Annotated in this window: 11 protein-coding genes; 9 read left to right on the plus strand and 2 right to left on the minus strand. The window is 63.7% G+C overall.

What is annotated here, in order from left to right:
• Positions 1–7 precede the first annotated feature (7 nt).
• Positions 8–1,342: an NAD(P)H-dependent oxidoreductase gene (locus V6L75_RS02225; RefSeq protein ID WP_334249891.1), complete on the minus strand. Its 1,335-nt coding sequence runs from the start codon at positions 1,340–1,342 to the stop codon at positions 8–10.
• Positions 1,343–1,654: 312 nt separating this feature from the next.
• Here V6L75_RS02225 and V6L75_RS02230 point away from each other — a divergent pair, with 312 nt between their 5' ends.
• From V6L75_RS02230 to V6L75_RS02260, 7 genes are read left to right on the plus strand one after another with little or no spacing between them, the layout of a single operon-like run.
• Positions 1,655–3,211, plus strand: coding sequence for an extracellular solute-binding protein (locus V6L75_RS02230; RefSeq protein WP_334249892.1), 1,557 nt, complete (start codon positions 1,655–1,657; stop codon positions 3,209–3,211).
• A 9-nt stretch (positions 3,212–3,220) separates the two neighbouring features.
• Entirely contained in the window at positions 3,221–4,162 is a 942-nt protein-coding gene (locus tag V6L75_RS02235) for a carbohydrate ABC transporter permease (RefSeq protein ID WP_334249893.1), read from the plus strand.
• Positions 4,163–4,165: 3 nt separating this feature from the next.
• Positions 4,166–5,008, plus strand: coding sequence for a carbohydrate ABC transporter permease (locus V6L75_RS02240; RefSeq protein ID WP_334249894.1), 843 nt, complete (start codon positions 4,166–4,168; stop codon positions 5,006–5,008).
• 5 nt (positions 5,009–5,013) lie between these two features.
• The gene (locus tag V6L75_RS02245) at positions 5,014–6,063 is read left to right on the plus strand and encodes an ABC transporter ATP-binding protein (protein ID WP_334249895.1); all 1,050 of its coding nucleotides are present in this window, start codon (positions 5,014–5,016) and stop codon (positions 6,061–6,063) included.
• Between the two features lie 8 nt (positions 6,064–6,071).
• Positions 6,072–7,073 carry a carbohydrate kinase family protein gene (locus V6L75_RS02250; RefSeq protein ID WP_334249896.1) on the plus strand — a complete coding sequence of 334 codons (1,002 nt, stop codon included), beginning with the start codon at positions 6,072–6,074 and terminating at the stop codon, positions 7,071–7,073.
• Positions 7,045–7,749, plus strand: a complete 705-nt coding sequence (locus V6L75_RS02255) for a hypothetical protein (RefSeq protein WP_334249897.1) — start codon at positions 7,045–7,047, stop codon at positions 7,747–7,749. Before V6L75_RS02250 ends, V6L75_RS02255 begins: the two co-directional genes overlap by 29 nt.
• A gap of 1 nt (position 7,750) precedes the next feature.
• Entirely contained in the window at positions 7,751–8,362 is a 612-nt protein-coding gene (locus V6L75_RS02260; protein WP_334249898.1) for a hypothetical protein, read from the plus strand.
• Positions 8,363–8,553: 191 nt separating this feature from the next.
• On the opposite strand, the gene V6L75_RS02265 is transcribed toward V6L75_RS02260, so the two are convergent.
• Positions 8,554–10,815, minus strand: a complete 2,262-nt coding sequence (locus V6L75_RS02265; RefSeq protein ID WP_334249899.1) for a ComEC/Rec2 family competence protein — start codon at positions 10,813–10,815, stop codon at positions 8,554–8,556.
• 202 nt (positions 10,816–11,017) lie between these two features.
• Here V6L75_RS02265 and gltX point away from each other — a divergent pair, with 202 nt between their 5' ends.
• Together gltX and gltA are read left to right on the plus strand one after the other, a co-directional pair.
• Positions 11,018–12,442, plus strand: a complete 1,425-nt coding sequence (gene gltX / locus V6L75_RS02270) for a glutamate--tRNA ligase (RefSeq protein WP_334249900.1) — start codon at positions 11,018–11,020, stop codon at positions 12,440–12,442.
• Between the two features lie 240 nt (positions 12,443–12,682).
• A complete protein-coding gene (gltA, locus tag V6L75_RS02275) occupies positions 12,683–13,975 on the plus strand; it encodes a citrate synthase (protein ID WP_334249901.1) in 1,293 nt (430 codons plus the stop codon).
• Positions 13,976–14,035 lie beyond the last annotated feature (60 nt).

The raw sequence follows: 14,035 nt of genomic DNA on the forward strand, positions 1-14,035 counted from the left end.
TCTGTCCTCAGGCATGCGCCGGCTCTTGCCCGTACACCATCGCATCCTGGCGGCGGCGCAGTTCGGCAATGCGGGAATTGGCAGGAAGCGCGGTATTCTCGGTGGTGATCAGCTCACCCTTGCGGATCGGCTGGGTGACCTTGGCCCCCGTCAGCAGACCGGCAGGAATGCCCTTTGCGGCACGGGCGCGGGAGACTTCCATGACCCAGGCGCGGTAGGTGTATTCGCCGATCTGGTCCAGCGTCTCGCCCGGCTGCAGGTCGCGCTTCGCCACCGCGCAAACTTCGGCCACCGGCTTGTCGAGCGGGATCATGTCGGCCTTGCCGTAGAGAACGGCGCGGGCGCAAGTCAGCGGCACTTCCAGCGAGGTCAGGTGATAGGGCCGGATGAAGCTGAAATACGGGCCATCGCCCATCTTCAGATCCTTCATCCGCTCCCAGACGCGCGGATGCTCTGCCTCGGCGACAACGAAAACGCCCGGCGCCAGCCCCTTGCCGACTGAAAAGTCCACACGGCCAATGCCGGACAGCACGCCGCCATCCTTCTGCGGAATGAGTGTGGTTGCCAGTTCCTTCGGCCCGGCAGCGGGCCCATGCATGCCGTCACAATCCGGAACGAGACCCGTGGCATTGGCGATGGCGGCCATCTCCACCATGGTCTTGGAGCCATCAACGAACTCCACCAGCATGCGCGCGTTCATATGGCGCGCCTTGGCTTCCGCCGCATAGGCATCCGGCGTTGCGTCAATGTTGAGCGGGTTGTTCTTGCCCTTGCCCGCACAGACGATGCGGTGCCCCATGGCGGAGACAAACTCGATCAGCTCCATGCAGGAAGACGGCTCGTCGCCTGCACCAAGACTGTAGACAACGCCCAGCCGGTCCGCCTCGCGCCGCAGATAGGCGCCGATGGTCACGTCTGCCTCGACGTTCATCATGACCAGATGCTTGCCGCGCTCCATGGCGTTGAGGCCGATTTCCGCGCCGACAGCCGGAACGCCCGTGGCGTCGATCACCACGTCAATAAGACCCGATTCGAGAATGATGTCGGAGGACGAGGCAATGGCCGTACGGCCGGATTCGATGGCGGCATTCAGCTTGTCCACCGTGCCGGCGTCCTGGCTGTGCCCCTGCTCCTGACGGGCAATCTCCACGGCCTTGTGCGCGGCCGCCGGATTGATGTCCGCAATCGCAGCCACTTCCACGCCATCCATCATGGATGCGCGGGTGACGATATCCGTGCCCATTTCACCGGAGCCGATCAGTCCGATGCGGACCGGGCGGCCAGCCTGCGCCCTTGCAGCCAGATCGCGGGCAAGACCTGTAAGCGCGACGTTTGAAGCCATTTCATATGCCTTGGTGGGGTTGAGTTGCCGCAAGCATTGTGAACTTTCGTTCTTGTGTCAACGCACTTGTTCACTCATTCGTCGCTGCAATCGCTCACAACCTTCACCGCACCGCACAACGGATCAGGCCACACTTTGCATCAAATCCGATTGACAAGCGGCGAAAGACGAACAATTGTTTTATAGAACATTCAAATGTTCCGGCCCACCTCCGCAGGCAAATGAACCGCCTGCCCAGCGCAACCTCTGCGCAACCCGGGCCGAGGAAATGCCCTTGGCAATCATGGCCATCGTCATCTGGGAGGAGACTTGATGGGTATCACCGGAAAACTTTCGCGCCGTTCGTTCCTGAAGGCAGGCACTGCTGCCGCCGGCGCATCACTGATCGGCACCACATGGAGCGGACGACTTCTGGCGCAGGGCGCCCTGCCCGATCCGCAGAGCGTGCTGGACGATATTTCCATCTCGAAATACGTCCGCGCCGACTACCAGAAGCTCTATGGCCTGACTGACAGCAAGCCGCTGTGGGACCCGAAGAAGGACTGGATTCGCAACGTTGACTGGGAAGCTGTGCGCAAGGAATTCGCCGGCACGACCGTGCGCTTTGCCATTGGTGCTGCCGACCAGGAATCCGCCGCCGAGGGCCTCGCCCCGTTCGAGGCCCTGTCCGGCATCAAGGTGGAACTGGTGCCGATCCCGGACGACAGCTTCTATGACAAGGCCGTCGCCGAGTTCATCTCCGGCAATGCGTCCTTCGATGCGCTGCAGTTCTTCTCGCCCTGGCTGGGCGATTTTGCAGCCCCCGGCTTCCTCGCCCCGCTTGGCGACTTTGCCGAGAAGTGGAAGCTGCCGCTTGATGACTTCTATGACACCTACCGCCTGAACTACGGCTATTTCAACGGGACCATGTATGGCATCCCGTTCGACTGCGACATCCAGATGGTGCATCTGCGCAAGAAGATGGTCGAGGATGTTCTGGGTGGCCCGATCGACAAGTGGAATTCTGTTCCTACCTATGACGAGCTGATCCGCCTGTCGGCAGAGCTGAACAACAAGACCAAGGGCGTTGCCGGTGTCGGCATGCTGGGCGCACGCGGTTTCTGGTCCACCTACACTTGGGAGCATGTGGCGGCACAGGCCGGCATGATGCTCTTCGACGACAAGTGGGAGCCGATCTTCAACGGCGACGCGGGCAACAAGGGCATGGATATCATCCTTGCGCTGTCCAAGAACGCCATCGAGGGCTTTGCCGGTGCAGGCTGGGGCGAAAACCGCGCCGCATGGCTCGGCGGACAGGTCGCAACCAACATCAGCTGGCAGGATTCGGGCACGCAGGCCATGCGCCCGGACCAGTCGAAGATCGTGGACGACTTCGTCACCATCTACGAGCCGCGCATTGCCGGTGGCCACTTCGCCCCGCCCAACATCGCAGGCTCGACCTCCTGCGTCGCCGCAAGCAGCCAGAATGCGGAAGGTGCATTCCTGATGCTCGCCTTCCTCACCACCTCCTCGATCATGGCCATGAACGAGGCCAATGCCAATGGCGTGGCTCCGGGCTACCGCTCGGTTCTGACCAACCCGAACCTTCAGGTGGCCTCGCAGCCGGCGGAAGTGTGGAGCAAGTCGCTCGACTACGCCTGGTGCGCTCCGCGCCTGCCCGGCATGTTCGAGATGGAACAGGCCATGGGCAACGAGATCAACCGCGCCCTGACCGGCCAGATCTCCGGCAAGGAAGCTCTCGACAATGCGGCGGCTGCCGTCCGCAAGATCATGGACCGCAACGGCTTCTATGGCAGCAAGCCGCCGGTTGACTACGCCGCCGCCGCACCTGGGCTCTGGGTGGGCAAGGACAAGGCTCTGCCCTTCTGAGGACCTGCAATGACCGGCACCCACCTGCCGGCAGCCGGAGCGGCTTCTGCCGCTCCGGCCATGCCCGGCCGTACCTTCAGGCGCCGCAATCCGCGCATGCGCCAGCTTTTCCCCTACCTGCTGGTGGCTCCGGCCGTCTGCTTCCTGCTGACGATCACGCTCTATCCGGGCGCCTATGCGATCTATCAGTCTCTCTTCTATGTGAAATTCAACACCTGGACCTTTGTCGGCACGGAGAACTATCAGCAGCTCCTGAACGACCGGGAGTTCTGGGCCGCGCTCGGCAACACCGTCATGATCGGCGGCATCGCGCTGATTGCGGAATGCCTGCTGGCGCTCCTGCTTGCCTTCCACGCCTACCGTGACCCGTGGATCAAGGGCTGGCGCATCATCTTCCTGGTGCCGATGCTGTTCATGCCCTCGGCGGTGGCCTTCATCTGGAAGCTTGCCTTCATGGATGGCCGCGTCATCTCCGACCTGCTGATGCGCGTTGGCCTCATCGACGGGAACGTTGCCTGGACATCCTCCATCTGGCTGTCCCGCCTGACGCTGATCGTCGCAGATATCTGGCAGTGGACGCCGTTCCTCTTCATCATCTTTGTCGCCGCCCTTCAGGGGCAGGACGAGGAAGTGGAAGAGGCTGCCCGCCTCGATGGCGCAAGCTGGGGCGCAATCTTCTGGAACATTTCACTGCCAATGATGCGGCCTGTTATCGCCGTGGCAGTGATCCTGCGCGGCATCGACATCACCACGATGTTCGCCAACGTCTTCATCATGACGCAAGGCACTCCCGGCGGCGCGACGGAGACGATCAGCTATTTCATCTACCGGATCGGCTTCAAGACCTTCAACTTCGGCTACGCCTCGGCGGCCTCGGTGGTCATGCTGGTTCTCACCGTCATCATCGCGCAGCTTGCCGTCAAGCGCGCCTTCCGCTCAGGGAGGGACTAGGCCATGGCCTCGCAGCGCCGCAACAAGGGCGAAAGGCTCTACCTGCGCTATCTCATCCTCGGGGCCTGGGCGCTGTTCTGCCTCGCCCCCGTGCTCTGGTTCCTGTCCATCGGCTTCCGCCCGCGGACGGAAATCATCACCCGCCAGCCGATCTACCTGCCGAGCTTCAGCCTCGATGCCTGGCACATGATCTGGTCCGACTGGCCGATGGGCCATTACCTGCGCAACTCGCTGCTGGCGATTGCAGGGTCCGTCGTCATCGATCTGGTGCTGGCCGTGCCGGCCGCCTTCTCCCTCGCCCGCTACCGCTACAAGGGGCGGGAGGACATCGGCTTCTATATCCTGTCCACCCGCATGATGGCCCCGGCCATCGTGGCGATCCCGATCTTCTTCCTGTTCAAGACGATGGGCCTGCTCAACACGGTCTGGGCGCTGATGCTGATCTATGCGGCGATCAACCTGTCAGTCGTCACCTGGATCATCCGCTCCTACATGCTCGACATCCCGAAGGAACTGGAGGATGCAGCACGCACGGACGGAGCCTCTGACCTGCGCATCCTGTGGGAGATCATCATCCCGGCCATCCTGCCGGGCATCATCACCGCAGGCGTCATCGCGGCCATTTTCGCGATCAATGAGTTCCTCTTCACCCTTCTGATCGCCTCCACCAAGGATGCCTATACGCTCTCGGTGGCGCTCGCCAACTTCACCGGCGGATCAGACGGGGTCATCTACAACGCAATTGCCCTCGTCGCCTTCCTCGCGTTCGTTCCGGTGTTCCTGGTGGTGGCAGCCATCCAGAAGCATCTCTCGCGCGGGCTGACGATGGGCGCGGTCAAGGGATAAGCACCATGGCACGTATCGAACTCTCCGGCATCCAGAAGTCCTGGGGCAGCCTGTGGGGCGTGCGCGATGTGAACATCGACATCGCCGACAAGGAATTCATCGTCTTCCTCGGCCCCTCGGGCTGCGGCAAGACCACCACCATGCGCATGATCGCCGGACTGGAAGACCCCAGCGAAGGCGAGATCCGCATGGATGGCGAGGTCATGAATGCCGTGGACGCCCGCGACCGGGATGTGGCCATGGTGTTCCAGGGCTATGCGCTCTACCCCAACATGAGCATCTACGAGAACATCCGCTTCCCCTTGCGCATGCGCGGCGTGCCGAAGGCCGAACATGACCGGCGCGTGCGCGAAGCCGCCGCCCTCGTGGAGCTTTCGGACTATCTCGACCGCAAGCCAGGCGCGCTCTCCGGCGGCCAGCGCCAGCGTGCCGCCCTCGCCCGTGCCATCGTGCGCCAGCCACAGGTTTTCCTGATGGATGAGCCGCTCTCGAACCTCGATGCCAAGCTGCGGCAGGCGATGCGCGTGCAGATCAAGCACATCCAGCGCCAGCTGGCCATCACCACCGTCTACGTTACCCATGACCAGATCGAGGCCATGACGCTGGCGGACCGGATCGTCATCATGCAATCTGGCGCCATCCAGCAGACCGGCACGCCGGACGAGATCTACAACGATCCGGCCAACACCTTCGTTGCAGGGTTCATCGGCTCTCCCCCGATGAACCTGGTGCCGGGGCGGCTGGAGAACGGAACGTTCTCCGCCCCCGGCATCTCCATCCCGGACGTGCGCCTTGCCCACAGCGGGGACGTGACCCTCGGCGTGCGACCGGAAGACTGCCACGTCACCGACAGCGGCGGGCACATGAGCGCTCCGGTCTATGGCGTGGAGCCGACCGGCGACCTCACCTATCTGACGCTGAAGCCCGGCAACCTGCTGTTCGAGGTGAAGGCCGACCGCAGCTACCGCTCCGATCTGGGGCGCACGCAAGCTATCGCTTTTGATCTATCGCGGCTGTATTTCTTTGACACAGTCAGCGGCCAGCGGCTCCGGTGAGGTGTGCCATGCGGGCAGATTACACATCCATGGGCTTCTACACGTTTGACGCCCTCTGCCGCCCGGTGAACGAGCTACCGGCGGGCGGCGGCACCCTGTTTGTCGAGGACTTCACGCTGGCCGTCTCCGGCGCGGCCGGCAGCGCCGCCATCGTCGCGGCCAAGCACGGGCTGAAGGTGCGGGCCGTGGGCGGCGTCGGCCCTGATGACATGGGCGACTGGGTGCTGATGAAACTCGGCCGCTTCGGCGTTGACACCAGCCTGATGCAGCGCTGCGAGGGCTTTGCCACCTCCTCATCCATTGTCACCACGAGGCCAGATGGCGCCCGTCCCGCCCTGCACAAGCGCGGCGCCACGGCGGGCTTCTACGTGGACGATACGCAGGCGGAAACCGTGCTCGACACGAAGATCCTGCATGTGGGCGGCGTCGGGCTGATGGACCGGATGGACAAGGGCCGCAATGCGGAGCTGATGGCGGAAGCGAGGCGGCGCGGCGTCACCACCACGCTCGATGTTTTCGCCTCAACCCGCGATGACCTGCCGCTGGTCAGGCCGCTGCTGGCCCATACCGACTATTTCATGCCCTCCGAGGAAGAAGCCCGCGCCCTTTCCGGGCTTGAGGATTTCGAGGACATTGCCAAATTCCTGCTCGATCAGGGCACCGGGGCTGTCATCCTGACCCTAGGCGCGCTGGGCGCCATGTACCGGGACAACAAGGGCCTCGCCTTCGATCTCCCGGCCTATGCCATTGATGTGGTCTGCACCTGCGGCTGCGGCGACTGCTTCAATGCAGGCTTTGCCACTGGCTTGCATCTCGGCCTGCCGATTGAGGACTGTGTGCGCATGGGGCAGGCAAGCTCTGCCCAGAATGCCATGGGCCTCGGCTCGCAGGCTGTTGTGAAAGATCTCGATACGACGCGGAGGTTTATGGCCAACACGGCGCTGCGCCCCTATACTTGGGCGGAAGATCAGGAGTTGCGCCATGAAGCACCCGCCCGTTCCGGGGCCTGAGGAACTTGCCCTGCCGCTCAGGGACATTCTGCGCGGCCTGCGCCAGAAGGCCCCCTTGCCAAAATCGCTGATCGAACCGGCCCTCAACCTGCTGCCGCGGGACATCCGTGCCTCGCTGAGCCGCATTGTCGAGGATGTTGCCGGTGAAAAGATCGGCCGCCTGCGGGTGCGCGCCCCTGATGCTGCCTCGCTGCAACGGGCCAGCCTTGCCTTGAAGGGCGGCCCCGCTGCCCCGGCGGATGTGGCTGGCGCCCTTGCTTGGGGCGGCGCGCTGTTCCTGGCCGAGGCAGGCCTTTCCACCCTCCTCGTCAGCGAGACGGTGGCCGCGCTCTGCTGGCATGAGGCGCTGGATGAAAGCTTTGACAGCCCGGCCCGTGCGGCGGCGCTGGTGCAAGGGCTGGACCGGCACAGCTTCATCAGTCCGGCCCCCGGCATCGTCTCTGCCGCCATCCCTGACAGCGGCATGGAACCGGCACGCCTTCGCCAGACCATGGCAGCGCTTGTGGTCTGGCTGCTGGCGGAACGTTCCGGCACACCGGACAGCCTCTCCGGCGAGCATGAACTGCTCCGCATCGCCCTGCTGCTCTGCGACAGCAGCAAGGACGAAATTGCCGGCGCCTTCCGGGACCGGGAGGCGCTGGGCAGCCTGTTGCAACAGCTGGCCGAAAGGATCTGACATGAGCGGCCCGCTTGCCAGTTTCGACCAATCCCGCTTGCCGGTACGCAAGGCGATCCGCCGTCTGCGCTGGTTCATCGCCTCCTTCCACGAACATGCAAACGGCCTGAAGAGCGAAACCGGACAGCCCTTCACCGTGGATGACGGCAAGCTGACCGCCGCCTTCATGAGCTGGTACCGCGCCTTTGAGGCGCAGAAGCACAAGGCAGATGCAGACCGGCGCGGCTATGTCACCTTCGCCGCAGGCCTGATGCTGCGCGAACTTCTGCATTTCGGTCCGCTGACGGCAAAGCGCAGCGAAACGGCAGCGGACGTGCCTGCCCCGGCAGGCGGCGGCGCCCCGGCGGCCTTCTGGCCGGAAGGCCATGCCTATGTGACCTATTGCCTTGCCGTGCGGGCTGCCGTTCTGGCGCAGGAATTCCACACCGAGCCGCATGAAGTGCCAGAGCTTTCGGACCTGCGGACCTGGTGGTCCTTCCGGGAAAACATCCTAGAAGACCCGGACCTTGCAATCAGCTTCCTGGAGCTTTTCAGCGGCGAGCAGCCCCACTGGACCGCCTCCGCCATCTTCGCCCCGCATCCGGACACTCCTGCGTTGCCACGGCAGCAGTGAGGCCAACCCACTTGCTTCCTCTCCATCGTCATCCCGGGCCGAACGAAGAGAGGACCCGGGACCGGTGAGCCAAGGGCTGTCGCTTACATCTCAGAAGCCCAATCGGCACCCCGGCTCACCGGCCCCGGATCTCAGCTTCGCTGCGTCCGGGGTGACGATTGAAAGGCTTTTATGCAAGAGAGGCGCGCCCCTCACTGTGCCCCGTGCCAGGGGCGGGTGCGGATGGGGCGGGCCCATTGCAGGTGCGTGATCACGGCTTTGCCCCCCACCACCTCCAGCCAGAGCGCCAGCGCGCCCTTCTGAACGCGCTCCGGCCCACCGATGGCCAGCGCCTTTGCGCAAGAATGCGGCAAGGTGAAGCTGCTGACGGCGATATCCGCATGGCGGCAATCCTCCTCCAGCGCTTCCAGGCTGCGGCTGAGAGCCACGCGAAATGGAGCGGCGGCAGCCCCTTTTTCCGCAAGCAGCGGATAGGCCTCAACGACGCAGCCGGACGGATCACAGGCCATATGACGCTTGAGCAGGCGGCGAGCCTCAAATTCCATCGGCGCCACCCCATCACCCCGAAGCCAGGTTTCCGCCGCAAAGCCAACCTTCGAGGCAGTGACGCGCAAATTGCCTGATGCATCGCGCACCGCCACCAGCGCGCCCCTGTCCGCCACCATGATATCCGGCGGGCGGAAGAGCATCAGCGAGACAAGACCAATGCCGAGCGGCACCGCCGCAATGGCCCGCCAGCGCCCGTTCGCCAGCAGCAGCATGAACACCGATGCCGTGAGCATCACCGCCGCCAGGGCTGGCATCTGTCCGGTCACCCCGTCCGTATCGCTGAGCGACGCGGTGAAGCTGGCAGATGCCAGCATCAGGTCGATACCCCAGGCCATCAACGCCAGCGGCAAGTCTGCAAGGCCGAAAGGCAGCAGCAGAAAGGCCAGCACACCGGCGGGCATGACGATGAAGGAGACGGCAGGCATGGCCAGCAGATTGCCGAGCAGCCCATAGGGCGATACCCGGTCGAAGTGATAGGCACCGATCACACCCGTCGCCACACCGGCCACAAGCGATGTCATGGCAAGCCCGCCAGCCCATAACATGACAGATGAAAGTATACGGTGCGTAAGGCCAAGACTTGACCGCCTCGCCGCATTCATCTTCGTGGCCGGACGCCGGGCCCAGTCGTCATAGACCGCCACCAGACAGAGAACGGCGGCAAAGGACATCTGGAATCCGGGGTCATAGAGATCCTCAGGCGCCACGATCAGCAGCGCCACCGCCACCAGCGACAGGCTGCGCAGACTGAGGCCGCGCCGCCCGGTCAAAAGCCCCAGAAACACCAGCGCAATCATCAGATAGGAGCGCTGCGTCGGCACGCTGCCCCCGGACAGCAGCAGATAGGCCGTGGCCGTGACCAGCGCCACGCAGGCGGCAATCTTGTGAATGGGCAGCCGTAGGGCCAGCAACGGAAAGGCCGCAAGCAGCGCCAGTGCCGCCGCATAGACCCCGCCTGCGAACAGCGCCATATGCAGGCCGGAGATCGACAGCACATGCGCAAGCCCGGATTCCCGCAAGTCTTCCACCGCTTCATCTGAAATGAGACTTCTGTCCCCGACGAGCAAGGCGGCCGCCAGCGCTGCCCGGTCTCCCTCGCCAAGGGCGGCGCGAATACCTTCGACCAGGCTTGCCCGTACCGCCTCGATCTGGCGGAGCGCTTTCAGCCGGTATCCCGGCGGCGGAAGGCCGATCACCTCCGGCGCGCCAAACACGAAGCCCGTGGCGCCGATCCGGTCATAATAAGCGCGGAAGGCAAAGTCATAGCCGCCCGGCCGTACCGGGCCGGAAGGCGGCACCAGCCGGGCCTTCACCTTGATCGCATCGCCAATGGCAAGCTTCTGCGCCTGCCGCAGCACCAGCCGGACCCGCGCAGGCGGTTCACCCCGGCGCGACCAGCGCTCCACATCCACCGTCACCTGCCGGGATGCGCCCGCACCGGTGATGCCGGAGACATGACCGGAAATCTCTGCGGAAACCGGCTCCTTCAGCACGGGCGCGGCAATGCTGACTGTGCGGATGGCCCCTGCCGCTGCTCCGGCCAGCACCAGAGCCAGAACCAGTACCACCGGATTGAGCCGCCCGCGCCAATGCGCCCACAGGGCAAAGACAAGCGCCGCAATCGCAAGCGCCATCAACACCCAGGCATTGGGCTCACGAGGGAGGGAAAAATAAAGCGCGATGCCACCGCAGAAGGCGAAGGCCTGTAAAACCGGCGCAAGATCACGCGGCGCCTTACGGCTGGCCGTTTCAACCGGTTTCAGCCACGCATCATCCGGTGTAACGCTGGTCTTGCGCCAAAGGCGCCCCCCATGGCGGTAAAACCAGTCAGGAATGGAAAGGCGGCGGCGCGGTGGCTGCGCCCTGTCATCTGTTGCAGAGCCCGTCAGCCCTGCATCGGCCATGGCCCTGTGGCCCCTGCTTCATACGCCAAACGCAAACCCGCCCCACACTGCCGGTGCGCCTCACCAGCCTTGCCCATACCCTTTGTCCATTCGCTGCACCCCGGACATTTGCCGGGCCGCGCGCCTGTGCTAAAGAGCCAGCAACCGGATTCCGGTTCTGACCGGCATCACCTCACTCTGACAGAGAAACAACATCCTGACCATGGCTGACCAGATCGTCACGCGCTTTGCGCCTTCCCCGACCGGCTACCTTCATATTGGCGGCGCCCGCACGGCCCTCTTCAACTGGCTTTTTGCCAAGCGCCACGGCGGCAAGATGCTGCTGCGCATCGAAGACACCGACCGTGCCCGCTCCACCAAGGAAGCCGTGGACGCGCTGCTGGACGGCCTGACCTGGCTCGGCCTCGACTGGGATGGAGAGCCCGTGTCCCAGTTTGGCCGCGTCAAGCGCCATCAGGAAGTGGTGGAAGAGATGCTGGCGCGCGGCACTGCCTACCGCTGCTATTGCACGCCGAAAGAACTGGAAGAAATGCGCGAAAAAGCCCGCGCCGAAGGCCGCCCGCCGCGCTATGACGGCACCTGGCGTGACCGTGATGCTTCGGAAGCCCCGGCTGGTGTCGCCCCCGCCATACGCCTGCGCGCGCCGCTGGAGGGCGAGACCATCGTTGATGATCAGGTGCAGGGCCGCATCACCTTCCCGAACAAGGATCTGGACGACCTCGTCCTGATGCGCTCTGACGGCGTGCCAACCTACATGCTGGCCGTGGTGGTGGACGACCACGACATGGGCGTCACCCACATCATCCGTGGCGATGACCATCTGACCAACGCCGCCCGCCAGACACTGATCTATCAGGCGATGGGCTGGGATGTGCCCAGCATGTCGCATATCCCGCTGATTCACGGCCCGGATGGTGCCAAGCTCTCCAAGCGCCACGGCGCGCTGGGGGCCGAAGCCTACCGTGCCATGGGCTATCTGCCGGCCGCCATGCGCAACTATCTCGCCCGCCTCGGCTGGAGCCATGGCGACGACGAGATCATGTCTACCGAAGACATGATTTCCTGGTTCGGCCTTGAGTCCATCGGCCGTTCGCCGGCCCGCTTCGATTTCAAGAAACTGGAGAACCTGAACGGTCATTACATGCGCGCCACCGCTGATGCGGATCTGCTGGTGCACTGGAAGGCCTGCATTGCCCATAACGAGGGCGGCGCTGCCATTCTCGACTGGATGGCCGCCCCCGGCAATGAAGCCAAGGTCCTGGCAGCCCTGCCCGGTCTCAAGGAGCGCGCCAAGACGCTGGTGGAACTCACCGAAAGTGCATCATACCTTTGGCGGGTGCGGCCAATTGACCTCGACGAGAAGGCAGGCACCATTCTGGACGCAGACGGCAAGTCGATCCTCGCCCGCCTTCTGCCGCTGCTGCAGGCCGATGACGTCTGGTCGCTGGAGAGCACTGAGGCCATCGTCAAGGCCTTCGCGGAAACCGAAAACCTCAAGCTTGGCAAGGTGGCGCAGCCTCTGCGCGCCGCTCTGACGGGCCGTGGCACCTCGCCCGGCATCTATGATGTGCTGGTGGTTCTGGGCAAGGACGAATCCCTTGGCCGCATTGCCGATCAGGCGGCTTGACGCCTGATCAAACAGGTATTTTCAGAATAACGTTCAGCGTTATTTGTTGGAACCAGGCCCATGGCGCAGACGTTTTCGCGCCATGGGCAGTGCAGCATGCAGCTTGCAGCCCCCGCTCAAATGGGCTACGCAATCCGGGGCTATTTCAACCGCCGTGCAAGCATCAGGCAGACCGGTCAAGGTCTGCGGCGCTCCCAACGCCAGAATGCACCGGCAGTTCCAGACGAAGGGGTTACCTGAATGGGCGACACGAAAGCCAACCTGACTGTTGACGGCAAGGCCAGCGATTTCAAGATTCTCGATGGCTCCATCGGACCGTCGGTCGTGGACATCTCCACTCTCTACAAAGAGACGGGCATGTTCACCTACGATCCGGGCTTCACTTCGACCGCATCGTGTGAATCCAAGATTACTTACATCGATGGCGACGAAGGCGTGCTTCTGCACCGCGGTTACCCGATCGAGCAACTCGCCGAGAAGGGTGACTTCCTGGAAGTCTGCTATCTGCTTCTCTACGGCGAACTGCCGACAGCCGCCCAGAAGAAAGACTTCGACTACCGCGTCACGCACCACACCATGGTGCATGAGCAGATGAGCCGCTTCTTCACCGGCTACCGCCGCGACGCCCACCCGATGGCCGTCATGGTTGGCACCGTGGGTGCCCTCTCCGCCTTCTATCACGACTCGACCGACATCACCGATCCGCACCAGCGCATGGTCGCTTCGCTGCGCATGATCGCCAAGATGCCGACGATTGCCGCGATGGCCTACAAGTACCACGTGGGCCAGCCCTTCGTTTACCCGAAGAACGACCTCGACTACGCCTCCAACTTCCTGCGCATGTGCTTTGCCGTGCCCTGCGAGGAGTACAAGGTCAATCCGGTCCTGTCCCGCGCCATGGACCGCATCTTCATCCTGCACGCCGACCACGAGCAGAACGCCTCGACCTCGACCGTGCGACTTGCCGGTTCGTCGGGCGCCAACCCGTTCGCCTGCATCGCGGCCGGCATCGCCTGCCTCTGGGGCCCGGCACACGGCGGCGCCAACGAGGCTGCGCTCAACATGCTGATGGAAATCGGCACGGTTGACCGCATCCCCGAATATATCGAGCGCGCCAAGGACAAGAACGATCCGTTCCGTCTGATGGGCTTCGGCCACCGGGTCTACAAGAACTACGACCCGCGCGCCAAGATCATGCAGAAGACCATGTACGAGGTCCTCGAGGCCACCGGCCATGCAGATGACCCGCTGATGCAGGTTGCCCTGGAGCTGGAAAAGATCGCCCTCAACGATCCGTACTTCATCGAGAAGAAGCTCTATCCGAACGTCGACTTCTACTCGGGCATCACACTGCGTGCGCTCGGCTTCCCGACCACCATGTTCACCGTGCTCTTCGCCCTCGCCCGTACCGTGGGCTGGATCGCGCAGTGGAACGAAATGATCGAAGATCCGTCGCAGCGCATCGGCCGTCCGCGCCAGCTCTACACCGGTGCACCGCAGCGCGACTACGTGCCGCTGGGCGACCGCAACTGAGATCTTCCGATCTGACAGACACGGAAAGGGCGCCAGACGGCGCCCTTTTTGCTATGTGCA

Origin of the sequence: Pannonibacter anstelovis (genome assembly GCF_036881715.1) — a bacterium.
In the GTDB taxonomy this organism is placed as follows: domain Bacteria; phylum Pseudomonadota; class Alphaproteobacteria; order Rhizobiales; family Stappiaceae; genus Pannonibacter; species Pannonibacter anstelovis.

Coding starts and splice junctions, on each gene's coding strand:
- V6L75_RS02225 (WP_334249891.1), bottom strand. CDS start 1,342: ATGGCTTCAAACGTCGCGCTTACAGGTCTTGCCCGCGATCTGGCTGCA.
- V6L75_RS02230 (WP_334249892.1), top strand. CDS start 1,655: ATGGGTATCACCGGAAAACTTTCGCGCCGTTCGTTCCTGAAGGCAGGC.
- V6L75_RS02235 (WP_334249893.1), top strand. CDS start 3,221: ATGACCGGCACCCACCTGCCGGCAGCCGGAGCGGCTTCTGCCGCTCCG.
- V6L75_RS02240 (WP_334249894.1), top strand. CDS start 4,166: ATGGCCTCGCAGCGCCGCAACAAGGGCGAAAGGCTCTACCTGCGCTAT.
- V6L75_RS02245 (WP_334249895.1), top strand. CDS start 5,014: ATGGCACGTATCGAACTCTCCGGCATCCAGAAGTCCTGGGGCAGCCTG.
- V6L75_RS02250 (WP_334249896.1), top strand. CDS start 6,072: ATGCGGGCAGATTACACATCCATGGGCTTCTACACGTTTGACGCCCTC.
- V6L75_RS02255 (WP_334249897.1), top strand. CDS start 7,045: ATGAAGCACCCGCCCGTTCCGGGGCCTGAGGAACTTGCCCTGCCGCTC.
- V6L75_RS02260 (WP_334249898.1), top strand. CDS start 7,751: ATGAGCGGCCCGCTTGCCAGTTTCGACCAATCCCGCTTGCCGGTACGC.
- V6L75_RS02265 (WP_334249899.1), bottom strand. CDS start 10,815: ATGGCCGATGCAGGGCTGACGGGCTCTGCAACAGATGACAGGGCGCAG.
- gltX (WP_334249900.1), top strand. CDS start 11,018: ATGGCTGACCAGATCGTCACGCGCTTTGCGCCTTCCCCGACCGGCTAC.
- gltA (WP_334249901.1), top strand. CDS start 12,683: ATGGGCGACACGAAAGCCAACCTGACTGTTGACGGCAAGGCCAGCGAT.